We start from the raw sequence: 17699 nt of genomic DNA, 5'->3' as shown, positions 1-17699 counted from the left end.
AAATAGTATGCAAAAAATATTTGCACCTATAGAATATTTATATATATAATAATGCAAAATATTATTGCATTTTTCAATACATATTATATAACATAATCAAAAAAAATTTTTTGAGGGTGTTGACGATGTCTCTAAATAGTAAACAACTTCTAAAACTGTATGAATTTGCTGTAGAACATGTTTCAGTTGGCATTCATGCTGTTGATACGGAAGGAAGAACGATTTTATATAATCAAAAAATGAAAGAAATAGAAGGTTTTGATGTGGAAGACATTACCGACCGTTCTATTTTAGAACTTTTTGCATTTCGCTCCCATGACAGTACGTTGTTGCGCGTATTAAAAACTGGAATTAAAGAGATCAACGTAAAACAAACATATTTTAATAAATATGGTCATGAAATTACCACGATTAATGATACGTACCCCATTTACGAAGGGGAAAAACTTATCGGTGCCATAGAATTTGCCCGTGATATCACTTCTTTGGAAAAACTTATTTATCAACCTTTACGTCGATATGGGGAACCATTAACATTTGATGTCATTACTGCGATCTCTGAACCGATGCAAATCGTTAAAGAAAACGCAAAAAAAGCAGCTCGTGCCCGTATTCCTGTATTATTAATTGGAGAATCTGGAACAGGAAAAGATTTAATAGCAGAAGGAATCCATCACGAGCTTCAGCCGAAAAACGATGAATTTGTTACTCTTTTCAGCAGAAGGCCAAATCAATTAGAAAGATTAAAAACGTATTTAAAACAAGATAAATCATATACATTTTTCTTTGAACGAATTGAATTTTATTCCCTCTCCACTCAAAAAGAACTACATAAACTGTTAACAAGCCTACCGAAAGAAAAGCATATGGTTATTGGCAGTGTCGGTGGAGACCCAATTGATTTAATTGGCAATCATCAATTGCTGAAAGACCTATATTATTATTTTGCTTCAATGAGCATTTCTATACCCGCTTTGCGCACTAGAAAAGAAGACATTAAACCTTTCGTAAATGATTACTTTTCAAGACATCGCGAACGTTTTAATTCGAATATTCAAGGTTTGTCAAATGATGTAATGGAATTGTTTCTTGAATATGATTGGCCTGGAAATTTAAAGGAATTGGAACTATTGTTAGATGAAATCGCTTCGATGATTACAAATGAAAAATACGTTACATACGAAATGTTGCCATTACATTTCCGGTTTAAGTTACAACAACAAAACGAAAAAATGAGAAAACCGGATTTTTTCCTTCTTCAACAAAATCGGGAATTATTGCCATTAAACGAGTATTTAAAAGAAGTGGAAAAATATTATTTACAACATGCATTAGAAATGAACGAAGGAAATATTACAAAAACTGCCCAAGCATTAGGTATGACACGACAAAATTTACAATACAGACTAAGAAAATTAAACATATAAAAAATCCCAAAAGCATACTCGCTTTTGGGATTTTTTTAATGCCCTCTCTCAATCCAATCTTGAAGTTTTTCCTTTAGCGTCTGAAAACCGTTTGCATCCTGTTCATTTACACGTTCTTGTAATGTTTTTTTCGGATTCTTATCCATTTTCTTTTGTGGTGGTGGGTCTTGAAGAGCACGGGTAGATAAACTAATTTTTTCGTTACGTTCATCAATATCAAGTATTTTTACTTGTATTATGTCACCAACTTTAAAAAAATCTTCTACATTTCGAACGTAACCATAAGTAATTTCAGAAATATGAACAAGACCTTGTGTTGATTCATCTAATGCCACAAAAGCTCCATATGGTTGAATCCCGGTTACCTTCCCTGTTACAACTTCACCTACTTCATATTTTTTTTTCATAATTTTTTCCTACTTTCTTTCACTACGTAAATGTCATGTTAAATTATAACATAACGAGTAACGGCGAAACAAAAAATCACCTTTTTTTGAAAAAAGCTTCCAATTTTTTTTGATGAATTTATAAAAGTTTATCATAACATTAATTTTGAAAGTAAAATAAAAAGTGTCGACTTTTTTTAAAGGAGCGACACTTTTTATCACTTTTTATATAATACATTTAGCTTCAAATTTAATCGCAATTAATTGATAAGCCATTTCCACACAATTTTCGAAAGGAATCCAAATTTCAAAGGAGTGTTCGTATACTCTCTGAATTACTTTTGCTAATTCTGTGGGATCATCTATCGCTTGCAACGCTGCAACTACATCGCTGGCTTCAATTTCATAAGCACCTTCTCCCATTTGAAAGGGATCCCATTTCATTAAAGCTTGCTTCGCTTTTTTATTCATTAATACGTCTTCCACGAATTTCACCTAACACAAATTATTCTTTATTTTCCTTCTTATGATATCATATTATCATTAGATTTAAAGATAAAAAATAAATAGAAAAGAGTGATAATTGTGACAATCCAGTTCGATGAAATATATGAAAGAAGAAACACCAATAGTTTGAAATGGGACAAATTTAAAGAACGCTTCCGTGCAAAATACCGTGTCGAAGATGACTCTGATATTTTGCCAATGTGGGTTGCTGATATGGATTTTGCTGTTCCCCAAATTGTTATTGACGCAATAAAAGAACGATTAAATCATCCGATTTTCGGCTACTCCTACATCAGCGATGAATGCAAAGAGGCTATCCAACAATGGTACAAACGTCGCCACAATTGGCATATAAATAAAGATGCCCTGATCTTCCATAGCGGTGTTGTTCCTGCTATAGCTACGATTATTGAAACCTTCACAGAACCAGGAGACAAAATATGTATTTCAACACCGGTATATGCACCATTCTTCAGCATACCAAAAGCCCTTAATCGCCAAATAATCGAATGCGATTTAGTAGAAAGTAAAGAGCATATTTATGAATATGATTTTGAACAGTTGGAGGAAGCATTTAAAAAAGGAGTAAAAGCTTATATTTTATGTAGCCCACATAATCCTGCTGGAGTTGTTTGGTCAAAAGACACGCTGAAAAAACTCATCCAATTATGTATAAAATATGATGTTTTACTTATATCAGATGAAATTCATTCAGATATTGTATTCGAAGGTCATAAACATATCCCGACTATGACTGTAGAAGGTGCCGAACAAGCAAAAATTGTCGCATGTATTGCCCCTACGAAAACATTTAATCTAGCTGGACTTCATGCAGCGATTATCGTAGCAGAAAATAAACAATTACGAAATGCATTAATTCAAAATAAAATGGCTCATGGTCTAGACGATTGGAACGTACTTGCAGCTAGCGGTGTACAAGCGGTATATGAAAAAGGTGACGAATGGCTCGATCGCATGATTCAATACGTCTCCAAAAACATTGACTATTTAGAGCAAGAATTAAATAAGTTGGATGGCATTCGAATCATTCGTCCTCATGCCACCTATCTCGTTTGGATTGATTATCGTGGAACTGGTCTTTCTGAAAACGAAATGATGGATCGTCTGATAAATAAAGGAAAAATCGCATTAGAACCAGGTACAAAATATAGTGAAGCTGGCCGAGGATTCCTTCGCATCAATTTAGCATGTCCATTTGAAACAGTAAAAGACGGTGTTGAACGATTCAAAAAAGCTTTATTATAAAAACTTTTAGTAAAGACTCTCAACCTATTAAAGGTTAGAGTCTTTTTATTTGTTACCTTTTTTCAATCTTCTATTTATTATATAATAAGAAAAAATAAATTCTTAATTATTTGAAAATGGGGTTGTTACAATCAATAAAGTGATGAAAAGATTTCCTCTTCGATTAACAATGTTTATTTTTTCCTTTGTTATCGTGTTATTTTCTATTTTAACTAGTGGGATTATCATGATTCATAATATTGCTGGCGCCTTTGAAAAAGAATTTGGATCTAGAGCAATTGCTATCGCCCGTACAGTTGCCCAACTAGAAGATGTACAAAAAACCGTTGGAAAAGAGGAAGGTTTTGAAGTTATTCAACCGATTGCAGAACGAATTCGATTGGCAACGGACGTCGATTATATTGTGATCTTCGATATGAAAGGTGTACGATATTCTCATCCGTCCGAAAGTAAAATTGGAACCATCAATGAAGAAATAAAAAACAATGAAGCTTTGTCACAACACGAATACATTTCAAAAGCAATCGGAGTTCAAGGATTCTCGATTCGTGCGTTTGTACCTATTATGAATCCAGATGCTACAAAACAAGTAGGTGTCATCACGGTCGGAATCATTACGCCAAAATGGTACCAATTAGTAGGAGAATATCAATTAGATATTTTTATCGCATTATTTTGGGGGTTACTGATTGGGTTGATAGGATCGATCTTGATTGCCAATCTAATTAAACGGCAAACGTTAAACTTAGAACCATATGAAATTGCTCGTATCGTGGAAGAACGTTCAGCAATTATGCAAGCAATGGATGTTGGAATTCTCGCCACAGATGGCCGAGGGAAAATTACATATATGAATCATTTAGCTAGAAAATATACTCATTTTTTTGCGAAGGAAGGAACATTAAAAGAGGTATTTAAAAATACTTGGTTAGCTGAAGAACGCCTTGAAAAACAAGAAAGTTATAAACCGCTATCTTTGTTAAATCAAATGTACTTAGTCCGAATTTTTCCACTAAAAATACATGATAAAAATGCTGGTTCCCTCATCGTCATTACTGACCATAAAGAAGCACACACCTTAGCTGAAGAATTAACTGGTGTAAAAACTTTAGTGGATACACTTAGGGCTCAGCACCATGAATTTTTAAACCGATTACATAGTATTGCGGGGCTTATTCAACTCAATCGAAATGAGGAAGCCATCAGTCTAATCTTAGATGAAATTACTGATGAAGAAAGTGTTTTTCAGAAAATTAAAGATAAAATACACGATTATTCCATTCAAGGACTATTAATTGGAAAATTCTCAAGAGCGAAAGAATTAGGCATTGAGCTAACATTAAGTGACGATTCCTATTTGCTTGATTATGTCACAGGTTTTTCTAGTGGCGACTTAATCACCATTATTGGGAATTTGTTAGATAATGCAATGGAAGCATGTCTTTCAAAAGAAGAAAGATATGTAGATATTCTCATACAAGGGGATCAAGATTATTTATATATTGAAGTACAAGATAATGGCGTTGGAATTCAAGAACCAGTAGAACAAATTTTTGATTATGGTTACACAACGAAAAATAAGCAAGGCCATGGAATTGGATTAGCATTAGTGAAGCAAATTATCGAGTCCAATCATGGAACAATTCAAGTTTTTTCAGAGGTCGGTGTTGGCACAACAATAATCGTACAAGTTGGGAGGAATGTACTGTGACCAATATTAATGTCTTAATTGTGGAAGACGATCCAATGGTATTGGAAGTAAATAAGAGTTTTTTAAAGAAGATTAATGGATTTAGCTTAATTGGGGAAGCCCAATCAGGTGAACAAGCCTATTGGGAAATTAAGAACAAAACGCCCGATTTAATCCTTTTAGATATGTATTTACCAGATATTTCTGGGTTAGAGCTATTTTACAAAATTCGTCAAGAACGCCTCCCAGTTGATATTATCATGATTACTGCAGCTAGAGATGCAAAAACTGTTCAAGAATTGACACGCTTAGGAGCTTTCGACTATTTAGTGAAGCCTTTCCGCCTAGAAAGATTCCAACAAGCGTTAGAAGATTATGCCCGCTCAAGAAAAAAATTAACAACAAAAACTGAACTTAAGCAAGATGACATCGATGATTATTATGGCATGTATTATGAGTCTCAAAAAGAATTACCAAAGGGACTCAATGAAATTACAATGAAACAAATCACCGACAAATTAAAAGAAATCAACGGTCCCGTCACAGCTGAACAACTAGCACAAAATACAGGCATGGCGAGAGTCACTGTAAGAAAATATTTAGACTATCTTGCGAGTATTAGTGAAGTCAAAATCGATTTAAAATACGGTACAGTGGGTCGTCCAACAAAATATTATTCCCTTTAATAAGAGCTATTAAAGCTCTTATTTTTTTGCCTTCATCCATGTAATATAACAGTTATTATTCCGAAATAGCTGTTGTATACCAAAAAGAACAAAACGTCCATTAATACCATAATATTGAGAATTTTCGTTTTTCATATAACATGAAACTATCTACATCAAACAGCAGGTTCAAGGGGAAAACGATGAGAGATTCAATAAAAGTAATTCTATTTTGTTTTCTATTAGTCATACCATTTTTAACTCTTGCATGCTCTCAAATAAAAGATTATCCCACTGATTTAGAACAGTTAAGTGAAGATGAGCGACTTGTCATCCGATTTTCCCATGTCGTAGGTGAAGATACACCAAAAGGGATGGCAGCTAGAAAATTTGCTGAACTCATTAAAGAACGATCAAACGGTCGAATTGAAATACAAGTGTTTTCAAACGGAACTCTTTATAAAGATGTGGAAGAATTGGATGCCCTTTTAAGAGGAGATATCCAATTAATTGCTCCTGCTATTTCGAAGTTGACAGATTTGGTTCCTGAACTTTCTGTATACGATCTTCCCTATGCTTTTAATTCATTAGAAGAAGTTCATGAATTTACAGAAAGTGAAGCCGGGAATCGATTAAAAGATTTATTAAAAATGCATAATCTTATCGCTCTTGGTTTATGGGATAGCGGTTTTAAACAAATTAGCAACGACATTAGACCGATCGAGCATTATCAAGATTTAAAAGGAATACGGATGCGCATTATGCAGAGCGATATTTTAGCTCAACAATATTACATTGTTGACGCCTTTCCTAGAAAAATCGATTTTAATACCGTCTTTCAATCGCTGAAAAAAGGTGATATAGAAGGACAAGAAAATACGTTAACAAATATCACAAGTAAAAACTTTTATTCATTGCAAAAATACTTAACTATTTCAAATCATGGATATTTAGGTTATTTTCTACTATTTAATTTAGATTTTTGGGAGAGTTTATCTGATGAAGATCAGGAACTTATTACCGAGACGCTTCATGAAGTTCAAGAATGGCAATGGCAGCTTGCAGAAGATTTGAATGATAAAAGACTGCAGGAAATTGAAGAATGCCAATGCATACAAATCTATTATTTATCTGAGGAAGAGAAAAAAGAATGGGAAGAACATTTTACGCCCGTATATCACTACTACACCCAACATTACGGGGATTACTACATTCAAAATCTTCCGAAATATAAATATGTCAAATAGGTAAAAAAGAGACTTTGCGCTCTTTTTACAATAAAAACATTACTACATTTAAGGGGGATAATTACATGAAGAAATGGCTATTAGCCACTATTTTAGGGGTGCTAGCTCTTGCCCTTGCTGCATGTGGCGGCAGTTCAAGCAGTGAACCAAAATCCAGTGAAGATTACACTGCTGACAAACCACTTATTATCAAATTCTCACACGTAACTGCAGTTGATAGTGTAAAAGGTAAATCTGCTAACTACTTTGCTGAATTAGTAGATGAAAAAACAGAAGGTCGTGTAAAAGTTGAAGTTTATCCATCTTCACAATTATACGGTGATGCGGATGAGCTTGATGCATTAGTATCAGGGAACGTACATATGATCGCTCCATCCGTTACAAAAATGGTGAAAATCGACCCACGTTGGCAATATGTTGATATGCCATATTTATTCAAAGATGAAGAACATGTTCAAAAATTCTTTGATTCAGAAGTAGCGCAAGAATTATTCAACTCTCAGCAATTAGCACAAAACGATATTAAAGGTATGGCATTCTGGCCAAACGGTTTCAAACATTTCTCTAACAACAAACATCCATTAGTAAAACCTGAAGACTTCAAAGGTTTGAAATTCCGTACACAAGCTGGACAAGTATTAGAAAAACAATTTGAATCATTAGGTGCAGGTTCTGCAACAATTTCATTCGGTGAAACTTACGCAGCTCTTCAACAAGGAACTGTTGATGGTGCAGAAAACCCATTCAACAACTTTGATACAATGAAATTCTATGAAGTTCAAAAATATTTATCTACAACTCAACATGGTCGCCTTGACTATGCAATTTTCGTAAACAAATCGTTCTGGGAATCAATGCCTGAAGATTTACGTGTATTAGTGGAAGAAGCGCTTAGTGAAGCTACTGAATACGCTCAAAAATTAGCAGCTGAAGAAAACCAAAAATCCTTCGAAAAAATCAAAAGCTTAGGCACTGTTGAAGTTTATGAAATGACTGATGAAGAGCGCCAAGCTTTACGAGAAGCTTTACAACCTGTTTATGATGAATTTACTGATGTCATCACAAAAGAATTAATCGATGGCATTACAGCATTAGCTGAATAATTCATCCTTATAACACAGTCTTTTCCCTATTTTTTTCGAGTGTCGAATTTATTTCGACACTCCATCTTTTTTCATATATGTATTCCATTATAAGGGAGTTGATAACAAGTGAAGGCATTATCGAAGCTTTGGACTTGGTTAGAAGAAATATTAGCCAGCATCTTTTTTGGCGTCGGTGTATTATTGATCTTCTACGGAGTTGTTATGCGTTACTTTTTAAATCATCCTCAAGCATGGGTAGAAGAAGTCGCAAGGTATTCAATAATTTGGGGAACATTTTTAGGATTTGGTATGGCGCTAAAACATAATCAACATATTCAAGTAGATATTTTATATGATCGTTTAGGAAATAAGGGAAAGTATTTCATCAATATACTAGCGACAGTGCTATCGATTGTTTTCTGCCTAATCTATACATATTACGGATGGAATTTAGTCACTGCTCGCATGAGTTCCGGAATGGTATCTCTAGATGTAGGAATCCCTATGTGGATTGTTTACCTAATACTACCAATCTCAGGAGTGCTTTTCCTGCTTCGTTTCATTGAAAGGTTGGTAAACATTCTGCGTAGAAAGGATGAAGACTATGCTAACCCTCTTAATTAGTTTCTTTATATTAGTATTTTTACGTGTTCCAGTTGCTATTAGCTTGGCGCTTGCTACCATATTTATGTTATTCATGGCCGATTTTAATATGAACATGATGCCGCAACGCATGTTTACGGCACTTGATTCCTTTCCTATGATGGCCATTCCTGGATTCGTATTAGCAGGTGCCATTATGGCTCGAGGGGGAATTTCAAAGTATTTAATTGAGGCATTACGTGCCTGGGTTGGACACTTACCTGGTGGATTATCGGTCGTAACAATACTTGCCTGCGGGATTTTCGCAGCAATTTCTGGTTCATCTCCAGCAACAGCAGCAGCAATTGGTTCTATCATGATTCCTGCATTAGTTGCTGCTGGATATGAGAAAAAATACGCTCTCGGATTAGTGGCTGCTGGAGGAACTCTTGGTATTTTAATTCCTCCGAGTGTACCTCTCATTATTTACGGTATTACATCGGAAGAATCGATTGGAAAACTATTCATGGCCGGGGTTATCCCTGGATTAGGGTTACTTGCTGTATTAATTGTAGCAGCGATTGTATATGCAAAAATGCAGGGATATCAAGGCGATGAAAAAGCAAGTTGGGAAGAACGCGGTCGAAAATCGTTGAAAGCCATTTGGGGTGCATTTTTGCCGGTATTAATTTTAGGTACGATTTACTCAGGGGTTGTAACTCCGACTGAATCTGCTATTATTGCTGTTGTTTATGGCCTCATCGTTTCAATTTTTATTTACCGCGAACTAAGTTGGAAAGATTTCCGTCAAATCTTAGTTGAATCCATCAACGTAACAGCCATGATTTTCTTAATTATCGGGGCTGCTTCATTATTCGGATTATATCTCACAAACGAACAAGTTCCGCAAAAAGTTGGAGCGTGGATTGCGGAAAGCGGCATGAACAAATGGATTTTCATGCTCATTGTTAACTTGCTCTTCTTTATTTTAGGTATGTTCTTAGAAGCTGTATCCATCATATTAATTACATTACCAATTCTATTACCTATTTTAAAACATTTTGGCATCGACTTATATCACTTCGCTATTATCATGGTTATCAACTTAGAACTTGGAATGATTACACCACCAGTTGGATTAAACTTGTTCGTCGTTGCAGGTATAGCGAAGGAAAAACTTGGGATGGTTGTTCGAGGAGTTATTCCATTTATCGTATTAATGATTGCATACTTAGTTGTCGTCATTCTCTTCCCACAATTGTCACTTTGGTTACCATTTGGAATTGGAAAATAATTGACGTTATAACGGATACTTCCTACTGTGTCCGTTATACTTCCATTAAGTAGGTGTTCACGTATGGAAACAAAGGGGTATCATATTAATGAAATTGGTTATTGGCGAGTTGTCGCGAGTCTCGGTTTAGCTTCAACTTTTATATTTGCAACTTTCTACGCCTTTCAACCACTCATTCCTGTATTTGAAAAAGAATTTGCAATATCCGTAACATATTCTAGTTTAACCATGTCGCTTGCAACCTTATCTTTGATTCTAGGGTTGATTGTTTTAGGTTTTTTATCGGATCGGAATGGAAGAGTATTATTTATTAAACTTTCTATTCTTTTATCTATCATTCCTTTTCTGGTTATGCTTTTTGTGGAAAAGTATTGGGTGATTTCAATATTGCGATTAATTCAAGGCTTCACCCTTGCTGGCGTTCCGGCAGCATCTCTTGCGTATATCGGAGAGGAAATGGATTCGAAAGTAAGAAATTTAGCAACATCCATTTACATTTCTACCAATGCGCTTGGTGGAATGATTGGACGTTTTCTTGCAGGGTATCTTTCAGAAAACTACAGTTGGCAATTAGCAATTACGATCATTACCATTTTTGGGATTGGTGTATTTCTTTTTGTTTTAATTGCATTACCATCATCAAAACATTTCATTCCAAGTTCTGTAAGTTTTTGGGAAGATATTAGAGGATTCGGTTTTCATTTAAAAAATCCAAATTTACTTGTTTTATTCGGATTAGGTATAGTATTACAAATCACATTTACTGGAACGTGGACATACCTCCCTTTCCAATTGGCAGAACCGCCTTTTTCAATGTCGCTTGACTCCATTTCCTTTTTGTATTTTGCCTATGCCTTTGGAATATTAGGAGCTCCTATTGCGAGTTGGCTATCAAATAAATTTACATTAGATAAAGTACGAACAGTTGCAATCTGCTTATTATCATTCGGAGTATTATGCACATTGCACTCTTCACTCTTTATCGTATTGCTCGGTTTGTGTGTAATTTGTTTCGGCTTTTTCACCGCCCATTCGCTAACTGCAGCAAGTGTTGGCAAAACTGCAACCCATTTAAAAGGAAGTGCATCAAGTCTTTATTTAGTTTCCTATTATATCGGTGTTGCATCGGGAAGCACCTTGGTTGCCCCCATTTATAATAATTTAGGATGGAAAGGGTTCATATTGATTACTGTCACTACAACAATTTCTTATCTTATCTTTTTAAATTTTTCGTTAAAAAGATTTCAACAAAAACATAGTGTATAAGGTGAATAGTAAGTTGTTTAAAACAATCAAGGCTGTCTAAAAGCTTATGCTTCTTAGACAGCCTTTTCATGTAGCTAATCCTACTCTTTTATTATTGTGTCTTTATTTTGTTCCCGCTCATGCAACATTCGCTTTTCCAACTCTTTTGTCTTCATTTCTTGTATTTTTGATATTTTTTTTACAAGGAAAAAGACAGCAAAACAAAGTACAAATAGCAATATCAATTCAACTGCAGCTGGAATATATGCTTTTTTGTCTTCCGGAAAATATAAAAAATCGCCATATAATAATAGCAAGTGCACAATCATCACTTCTTTCTGTCGTCTTATTCAAGCACTGTAATTGATTCTATTTTAATATCTTCTAACGGCTTATCTCGGAAATCTGTTTCGACATTGGCAATTTTATCTACAACTTCCATACCCTCAACAACATGACCAAATACAGTATGCTTATAGTCTAACCAAGGTGTTCCTCCAATACGAGCATACTCCTCAATGATTTCTTTTGGAAAACCTGCTTGTTCCATTTGTCCAATCATATCACTTGGTACTTGCGGCATTTGTACAATAAAGAATTGAGAACCATTCGTATTTGGACCAGCATTCGCCATGGATAACGCTCCACGTAAATTAAACAGTTCAGGATGGAATTCATCTTCGAAAGGTTCTCCCCAAATGGATTCCCCTCCCATACCTGTACCAGTTGGATCTCCGCCTTGAATCATAAAATCAGCAATAACACGGTGGAAAATAATACCCTCATAATAACCTGACTTTGCATGACCTAAAAAGTTTTCAACCGCTTTAGGTGCATGTTCTGGGAACAACTTTATTTTCATTGACCCCATTGTCGTTTTCATTTCAACTAAGATTTCTCCAGGGTTTAATTCTTTCGTTAATTGTGGGTACATTTCTTCTTCTCCTTTATAAATAAAATCATAGTGATGACTACATTTTCTTATTTTCCTCGTTTCAGTTTACCATAAAACATGAATTTTTTCCGCTAATTAAGTTATTTCACTTCTATTTCTACTTATTTTAAGTTGTTATACTCCTCTTTCTTTCATTCATCTTTTTCGGAAATTTCTTTATAAACATGTTGTAATGATATGAAAAGTGAACTGTTCTAATGAAAAATATGGTATTCTTTCTTGTAGGCAATAGGAGGAATAAATGTGAGGCAATTGTTAGGGTATCTTATGATTCTTTGCCTCTTCCCTCTTCTTTTTGTTGTTGGAGACAAAATTTGGGAAGAAGCAGCCAAAGCACAAAATCATAAAGAACAAATTCAGGAACAAATCAAACTCCCAGAAATAAAAAAACAGCTTCCTGTTAAAATGTTAGATCGAAACGGAGATTTATTTAACGAAGATTACGTGGAATGGAGAAATCCTATTCCCATAGAAGAAATACCCGAAATCGTTAAACAAATTTTTATTTTGAGTGAAGATCGAGATTTTTATCAACATATCGGTTTTGACATAAGTGCTATAATGAGGGCTGTCATAACCAATGCGGAACAAAATTCTATTCAACAAGGGGGCAGTACAATTTCCCAGCAGCTTGTTCGAATGCTTTATTTATCGGAAGAGAAAACATATGAACGCAAACTAATGGAAGTGTTGTATGCTTACGAACTAGAAAAACTATATGATAAAGACAGCATTTTTGAAATGTATTTAAATGAAATGTACTTCGGTCATCAAGTGTATGGCATTAATTCAGCTGCAACCTATTATTTTCAAAAACCAATACAACATTTATCCGTTGCGGAAATCGCCTTTATTGCAGCTATACCAAATAACCCTTCTATTTATGATCCGTTAAAGCATTTTGACAATACGAAAGCACGTCAAGAACGTTTAATTGATCTTCTAGCAAAAGAAAATGTCATTTCCCTTGATGAAGCAAAACAATATAAAGAAGAACCCATTCAGTTGAACATAAAAGAAAAAACGCAAAACTTCCCTGCTTACAGCACGTATGTATTACATGAACTGAATCAATTAATTGCAGAAACTGAGGGATACAACGAAGCGCTGCAACAAGCTTCACCAGAGGAAAAATTGCTGCTTCAAAAAGAATTAGATAACAAAATCAATGAACTTCTTTATTCTGGCATCATTATACATACAGCATTAGATCCTGAAAAACAATCAAAAGATGATGTATCAATTAATTCTCTTTTAACCATTCAAAATTTGCAATCTAGCGCGGTTGTCATTGAAAATGAAACGCGGGAAATCGTGAGTATGTATGCTGGAAAAAACTACAATAAATTCGATTTTCATAGAGCTTATCAGGCTCCGAGACAGCCAGGTTCATCCTTTAAACCGTTAATTGTATATGCACCGCTATTTGAAAGAACAAATTATTCACCTTCCTCCATCGTGAATGGAGGAAAATATTGCATTGGGGCGTTTTGTCCACAAAACTACGGCGGAGCAATCTATGGCGATGTAACGATTTCAACTGCCTTTAAACATAGCTTGAATACGTCAGCTGTTCGTCTGTTTTCAAAAGTTGGTATAGAGACAGCCTTTCAATATTTACAACAATTCAATTTTAAATCGATTGTAGAACAAGATAAAAACTACGCAGCTGCATTAGGTGGACTAACATACGGTGTAACTACATTAGAATTGGCCGATGCATATACAAGCTTTATCGATGGAAGTTACGTTAAATCCCATGCAATTCGAAAAGTTACCGATCAACAAGGAAACATATTGTATCAGTGGCCATCGGAACGGAAACAAATATGGTCTAAACAAACTGTACAATACATGCGTTCATTATTAAAAGAAGTAGTGCGAAGTGGAACAGGAAGAGGGATTCATGCAAATTCATCCTACATTGGGGTAAAAACAGGCACTACGAACGAATATCGAGATTTTTGGATCGCTGGATTATCCAATGAATATACCGTAGCCGTTTGGATTGGCTATGATCAACCAACATCTATGCTTCAATTAGAAGACGATCGAATTCATTTCAACATATTTAACCGTATTATTAACCAATAAAATGACTATTTGGATGATATTTTTCTATCATAGATTTTCGCTTCAGCTGGAAGCTTTCCGCGGGCATGGGCTTTCCTCTCTTATTCATGTCCATTCCCGCGGGAAAGCTTTACTTTCATATTGCTTTCATCGCAGATAAATTGCGACGAAGCGAACACGGCAGGAACTTTCCTTTCGCTTCAATCAGATTAGCATAAGAGTGTCCATCCCTTATTTAGCAAAAGGCAAACTCGCCAAAATCCCGTTGTAAAGTTTCATACAAACAAAAATGACGACTGTTATAAAAAAAGACCAAAAGAGTATTTCAAAGGCGATTAATCCAATCATCCCAGATAAAGACATATATTGGCTCATTTTATAGATTGAATAGACGAAAAAACAAAATAGTGATAATGCAAAAATGATTAGTAGTGCAGTAAAGGATTGGACAGCAAAGGCGCTAATAAGGCTTCCGATAAAGAAAAGTACATATCCTCCGCGTGCTGCTTTAACAGCACCCCCTTCTGAATCCTTTGAAAAAAACAACATCCCTATTTCGTGAATCGTTTCTCCAATCAATTTTAAAGCTGAAAACAGCATGAAAAAGCAAAGGAAGAATACAAACAATAATAGCATCCGAATTTCTACATCTGTTAGAAATTCTCGCATGCCATTATAGATTCCAATAGATTGAAAAAGTTGAATAGACTTACTTACTGTAAAAATTCCAAAAGTTAGGCTATACAGAATAATTGAAAATAATGGTAAATAACCATATACGTATGGATTTTTCATTGTACTTTGCCTCGTTTATTGTATTTTCCTACCATATCATAACAAAAAATTTCAATCTATCAAGAGAAGAAATCGAGTAGGAGGGAGCGATTAACTCCCGTCCTCTCACACCACCGCACGTACGGTCCCGTATACGGCGGTTCAATTAAGATGATTGACGCAAGTTTTTATATAACTTCCGTGAATAGCTGTTCTCTTTATGCCAGTGGTCACTCCATCCTCCAAGAGGTCCCCCGCGGGATTCACCGCTTCCTTCCTCAAGTGAGGTACTACGTTTTCTGTGTTCATCATGACTCACTGAATGCCAAGGGCTATTCTCTCTTAATTGTTCGGTCCTTCTTAGTAGTTCTAAACCAACTAATACTATGACCTCTGCTGACTTCTGACGGTTCAGCTACTTATCACTAAGTAGGTTATGAAGAGTACTTCACATATCCGCCAGACCTCCCCGGGTAAGTACATGCACTTTCACACCATCTATCTGCCTCATCTACTCGATATGACCTTCGACAGAAAGAGCTCAAAAAGGAGTGCGATTGAACGCACCCCTTTTTTAATAACGGCGGAATGGCGGGTAAAACGGAGGGTAGTATGGATAGTAAGGATAATATGGATAGCTAGGTGGATAATAAAATTGCTGTGGATAAAAGACATTTCCTAATAATCCACCTAAAAATCCACCAATAAACGGATAGCCAAAGTTACTAAATCCATCACGATGATGGTATCCAGGACGTTGATTATGGCGATAACCAGTCATAGTAAACCTCCTTTTCTTTGATAACATATGTAAGAAAAAGAGGCAAAGCTATGTGAATTGCCTAATGTGAACATTTATCATATATGAAATGTAAAATCTTTGATAAATGTCGCAAGTGTTCTAACCATCACACCTGTTGCACCTTTTGGCCCCAACTCATGGGGTTTTGTAGTATCAGATGTCCCGGCAATATCTAAATGAATCCACGGTGTATTTTCTACAAATTCTCCAACAAATCCACCTGCAAAAATCATATGTCCATCGCTTCCAGGAGAGTTATTTAAATCTGCAATTTGTGAATCACGGATGCGTTTTTTATCCCTTTCAGTAAGCGGCATGCCCCAAACAAATTCTCCAGTTTTCACACTTGCTTCAATAAAAGCATCGAAAAACGCTTCGTTATTCGATAATGCGCCCGTTTTATCATATCCTAAAGCTGTGATGACCCCGCCTGTTAACGTAGCCACATCAATTAAATAATCGGCTCCTTGTTGTTTTGCATAAGTGACTGCATCGGCTAAAACGAGACGGCCCTCTGCATCGGCATTTTTAATTTCCACCGTTTTTCCACTGTAAGTCGTGATGACATCATCAGGTTTAAAGGCATCTCCTGAAATCATGTTGTCAGTTGCGCCAATAACTGCGACAACATTCTTTTTTGGCTTCATTTCTCCAATAATTTTCATGGCTCCAAGTACCGATGCAGCTCCCCCCATATCTCCTTTCATGCCTACCATTCCAGTTTTCGATTTGATGGAGTAGCCTCCTGTATCATAAGTTACTCCTTTTCCAACTAATCCAATTACGTCTTTCCATTCTTCTGTTCCCTTATATTTTAATGTAATAACTCTCGGTTCATTCGTTGAGCCTCTATTTACCGCTAAAATGCCTCCCATTCCTAATTCTTCGAGTTGTTCCTTATTTAATATTTCTACTTCAAAGCCATAGTTGTTTGCCAAATTCACAGCATATTCCGCTAAATCAGTTGCTTTCAATATATTCGGTGGCAAATTCACCAACGTTCTTGCTTCATTCACTGCATCTGCGTAAATCTTTCCAAGTTTGTAGCTTTCAACAATTTCATCAATATCTGCATTCGTAACGAATTGAACTTCATCCAAATAAACATCTGGTTCATTAGAAGTTGTTTTATAATGGGGAACTTGATAAAAACCCATGCCACTCCCTTCAGCAAATAAAAACGCAATATCTTTTTCTTGAATAGGATCTGCTGTAAAAGATTCTAACCAAATCGTAAATCGATTCGCTTTCATCTCCCGAAGTTTTTTGCCCACTAATCCAAATATGTCTCGCAATTCATTACGCGTTAATGTTTTCGTATCACCTAATCCTACAAATAATATTCGTTGTAAATGTTCATTAGCTCCCAAATAAGGAATCTTTGTTAATTTTTTGCGCTCCGTTTCGATATCTCCAGTACGAATCCATTTTTCAACATGTTCTCCGTAAAATGATACGAATTCTTTCCATCCTTTAATATGGTCGCAGTTTTTTTGAACTCCCACAATTAACAATTCAGTCGATATTTGTTCAAAGGATTTTCTCTCTTTTTGAATAATCATCTTTAACCTCCAAATAGAATTCATTGTATACGAGCTTCAATATATCTATTCACTTTAAGTATAACCCAATTTTTATGAGGAAGTGGACTAGTATCATGAAGCGAAACATTGCTTTGAAGTTCCTTTAATTTGTCTCGTA

17 protein-coding genes are annotated in these 17699 nt (G+C 35.4%); 10 read left to right on the top strand and 7 right to left on the bottom strand.

Translation table 11 applies throughout. The features are described from left to right. The first annotated feature begins 125 nt into the window (after positions 1–125). Positions 126–1427: a PAS domain S-box protein gene (locus tag NSU17_RS13045; protein ID WP_340705219.1), complete on the top strand. Its 1302-nt coding sequence runs from the start codon at positions 126–128 to the stop codon at positions 1425–1427. 35 nt (positions 1428–1462) lie between these two features. Here NSU17_RS13045 and yugI read toward each other — a convergent pair whose 3' ends face one another. Together yugI and NSU17_RS13035 are read right to left on the bottom strand one after the other, a co-directional pair. Further along, complete coding sequence (gene yugI / locus NSU17_RS13040) at positions 1463–1834, bottom strand: S1 domain-containing post-transcriptional regulator GSP13 (RefSeq protein ID WP_016839480.1); 372 nt, start codon at positions 1832–1834, stop codon at positions 1463–1465. A gap of 204 nt (positions 1835–2038) precedes the next feature. Then, the gene (locus NSU17_RS13035; protein WP_016839481.1) at positions 2039–2299 is read right to left on the bottom strand and encodes a DUF1871 family protein; all 261 of its coding nucleotides are present in this window, start codon (positions 2297–2299) and stop codon (positions 2039–2041) included. 99 nt (positions 2300–2398) lie between these two features. Between NSU17_RS13035 and NSU17_RS13030 the strand changes: the two genes are divergently transcribed. From NSU17_RS13030 to NSU17_RS12995, 8 genes are all read left to right on the top strand, one after another. Further along, the gene (locus NSU17_RS13030; protein WP_340705218.1) at positions 2399–3586 is read left to right on the top strand and encodes a MalY/PatB family protein; all 1188 of its coding nucleotides are present in this window, start codon (positions 2399–2401) and stop codon (positions 3584–3586) included. Between the two features lie 226 nt (positions 3587–3812). Next, positions 3813–5297 carry a sensor histidine kinase gene (locus tag NSU17_RS13025; protein WP_340705217.1) on the top strand — a complete coding sequence of 495 codons (1485 nt, stop codon included), beginning with the start codon at positions 3813–3815 and terminating at the stop codon, positions 5295–5297. Next, complete coding sequence (locus tag NSU17_RS13020) at positions 5294–5962, top strand: response regulator (protein WP_340705216.1); 669 nt, start codon at positions 5294–5296, stop codon at positions 5960–5962. The genes NSU17_RS13025 and NSU17_RS13020 overlap by 4 nt, the downstream gene beginning before the upstream one ends. 182 nt (positions 5963–6144) lie before the next feature. Continuing rightward, positions 6145–7188 (top strand): DctP family TRAP transporter solute-binding subunit, encoded by a 1044-nt coding sequence (locus NSU17_RS13015; RefSeq protein WP_340705215.1) that lies wholly within the window; start codon positions 6145–6147, stop codon positions 7186–7188. A gap of 65 nt (positions 7189–7253) precedes the next feature. Further along, entirely contained in the window at positions 7254–8291 is a 1038-nt protein-coding gene (locus NSU17_RS13010) for a TRAP transporter substrate-binding protein (RefSeq protein WP_016839486.1), read from the top strand. 108 nt (positions 8292–8399) lie between these two features. Next, positions 8400–8897 (top strand): TRAP transporter small permease, encoded by a 498-nt coding sequence (locus tag NSU17_RS13005; protein ID WP_340705214.1) that lies wholly within the window; start codon positions 8400–8402, stop codon positions 8895–8897. Next, positions 8878–10149, top strand: a complete 1272-nt coding sequence (locus NSU17_RS13000; protein ID WP_445684079.1) for a TRAP transporter large permease — start codon at positions 8878–8880, stop codon at positions 10147–10149. The genes NSU17_RS13005 and NSU17_RS13000 overlap by 20 nt, the downstream gene beginning before the upstream one ends. Before the next feature lie 63 nt (positions 10150–10212). Continuing rightward, positions 10213–11415: an MFS transporter gene (locus NSU17_RS12995; RefSeq protein ID WP_340705212.1), complete on the top strand. Its 1203-nt coding sequence runs from the start codon at positions 10213–10215 to the stop codon at positions 11413–11415. Positions 11416–11495: 80 nt separating this feature from the next. Here the strand turns inward: NSU17_RS12995 and NSU17_RS12990 are convergent, their stop codons facing one another. Together NSU17_RS12990 and NSU17_RS12985 are read right to left on the bottom strand one after the other, a co-directional pair. Next, the gene (locus tag NSU17_RS12990) at positions 11496–11723 is read right to left on the bottom strand and encodes a hypothetical protein (RefSeq protein ID WP_340705511.1); all 228 of its coding nucleotides are present in this window, start codon (positions 11721–11723) and stop codon (positions 11496–11498) included. A 17-nt stretch (positions 11724–11740) separates the two neighbouring features. Continuing rightward, a complete protein-coding gene (locus NSU17_RS12985) occupies positions 11741–12328 on the bottom strand; it encodes a peptidylprolyl isomerase (protein WP_016839493.1) in 588 nt (195 codons plus the stop codon). Between the two features lie 264 nt (positions 12329–12592). Here NSU17_RS12985 and NSU17_RS12980 point away from each other — a divergent pair, with 264 nt between their 5' ends. Next, complete coding sequence (locus tag NSU17_RS12980) at positions 12593–14443, top strand: transglycosylase domain-containing protein (protein WP_339288178.1); 1851 nt, start codon at positions 12593–12595, stop codon at positions 14441–14443. 210 nt (positions 14444–14653) lie between these two features. Here the strand turns inward: NSU17_RS12980 and NSU17_RS12975 are convergent, their stop codons facing one another. From NSU17_RS12975 to NSU17_RS12965, 3 genes are all read right to left on the bottom strand, one after another. Beyond that, positions 14654–15217, bottom strand: coding sequence for a DUF5366 family protein (locus NSU17_RS12975; protein WP_096551672.1), 564 nt, complete (start codon positions 15215–15217; stop codon positions 14654–14656). 553 nt (positions 15218–15770) lie between these two features. After that, positions 15771–15977 carry a hypothetical protein gene (locus tag NSU17_RS12970; protein WP_096551674.1) on the bottom strand — a complete coding sequence of 69 codons (207 nt, stop codon included), beginning with the start codon at positions 15975–15977 and terminating at the stop codon, positions 15771–15773. Between the two features lie 77 nt (positions 15978–16054). Continuing rightward, the gene (locus NSU17_RS12965; RefSeq protein ID WP_340705211.1) at positions 16055–17560 is read right to left on the bottom strand and encodes a leucyl aminopeptidase; all 1506 of its coding nucleotides are present in this window, start codon (positions 17558–17560) and stop codon (positions 16055–16057) included. Positions 17561–17699 lie beyond the last annotated feature (139 nt).

The organism is Ureibacillus sp. FSL K6-2830 (genome assembly GCF_038004145.1).
Taxonomy (GTDB): Bacteria; Bacillota; Bacilli; order Bacillales_A; family Planococcaceae; genus Ureibacillus; species Ureibacillus thermosphaericus.
Note: the sequence above shows the minus strand (reverse complement) of the source record. Positions and strands in the feature narration are given on the sequence as shown.

Bases quoted from the DNA above. Each gene is read 5' to 3' on its own strand.
- NSU17_RS12990 (WP_340705511.1), bottom strand. From the start codon at position 11,723: ATGATTGTGCACTTGCTATTATTATATGGCGATTTTTTATATTTTCCG.
- NSU17_RS13010 (WP_016839486.1), top strand. From the start codon at position 7,254: ATGAAGAAATGGCTATTAGCCACTATTTTAGGGGTGCTAGCTCTTGCC.
- NSU17_RS13015 (WP_340705215.1), top strand. From the start codon at position 6,145: ATGAGAGATTCAATAAAAGTAATTCTATTTTGTTTTCTATTAGTCATA.
- NSU17_RS12970 (WP_096551674.1), bottom strand. From the start codon at position 15,977: ATGACTGGTTATCGCCATAATCAACGTCCTGGATACCATCATCGTGAT.
- yugI (WP_016839480.1), bottom strand. From the start codon at position 1,834: ATGAAAAAAAAATATGAAGTAGGTGAAGTTGTAACAGGGAAGGTAACC.
- NSU17_RS12975 (WP_096551672.1), bottom strand. From the start codon at position 15,217: ATGAAAAATCCATACGTATATGGTTATTTACCATTATTTTCAATTATT.
- NSU17_RS12995 (WP_340705212.1), top strand. From the start codon at position 10,213: ATGGAAACAAAGGGGTATCATATTAATGAAATTGGTTATTGGCGAGTT.
- NSU17_RS12965 (WP_340705211.1), bottom strand. From the start codon at position 17,560: ATGATTATTCAAAAAGAGAGAAAATCCTTTGAACAAATATCGACTGAA.
- NSU17_RS13000 (WP_445684079.1), top strand. From the start codon at position 8,878: ATGCTAACCCTCTTAATTAGTTTCTTTATATTAGTATTTTTACGTGTT.
- NSU17_RS13025 (WP_340705217.1), top strand. From the start codon at position 3,813: ATGATTCATAATATTGCTGGCGCCTTTGAAAAAGAATTTGGATCTAGA.
- NSU17_RS13045 (WP_340705219.1), top strand. From the start codon at position 126: ATGTCTCTAAATAGTAAACAACTTCTAAAACTGTATGAATTTGCTGTA.
- NSU17_RS12985 (WP_016839493.1), bottom strand. From the start codon at position 12,328: ATGTACCCACAATTAACGAAAGAATTAAACCCTGGAGAAATCTTAGTT.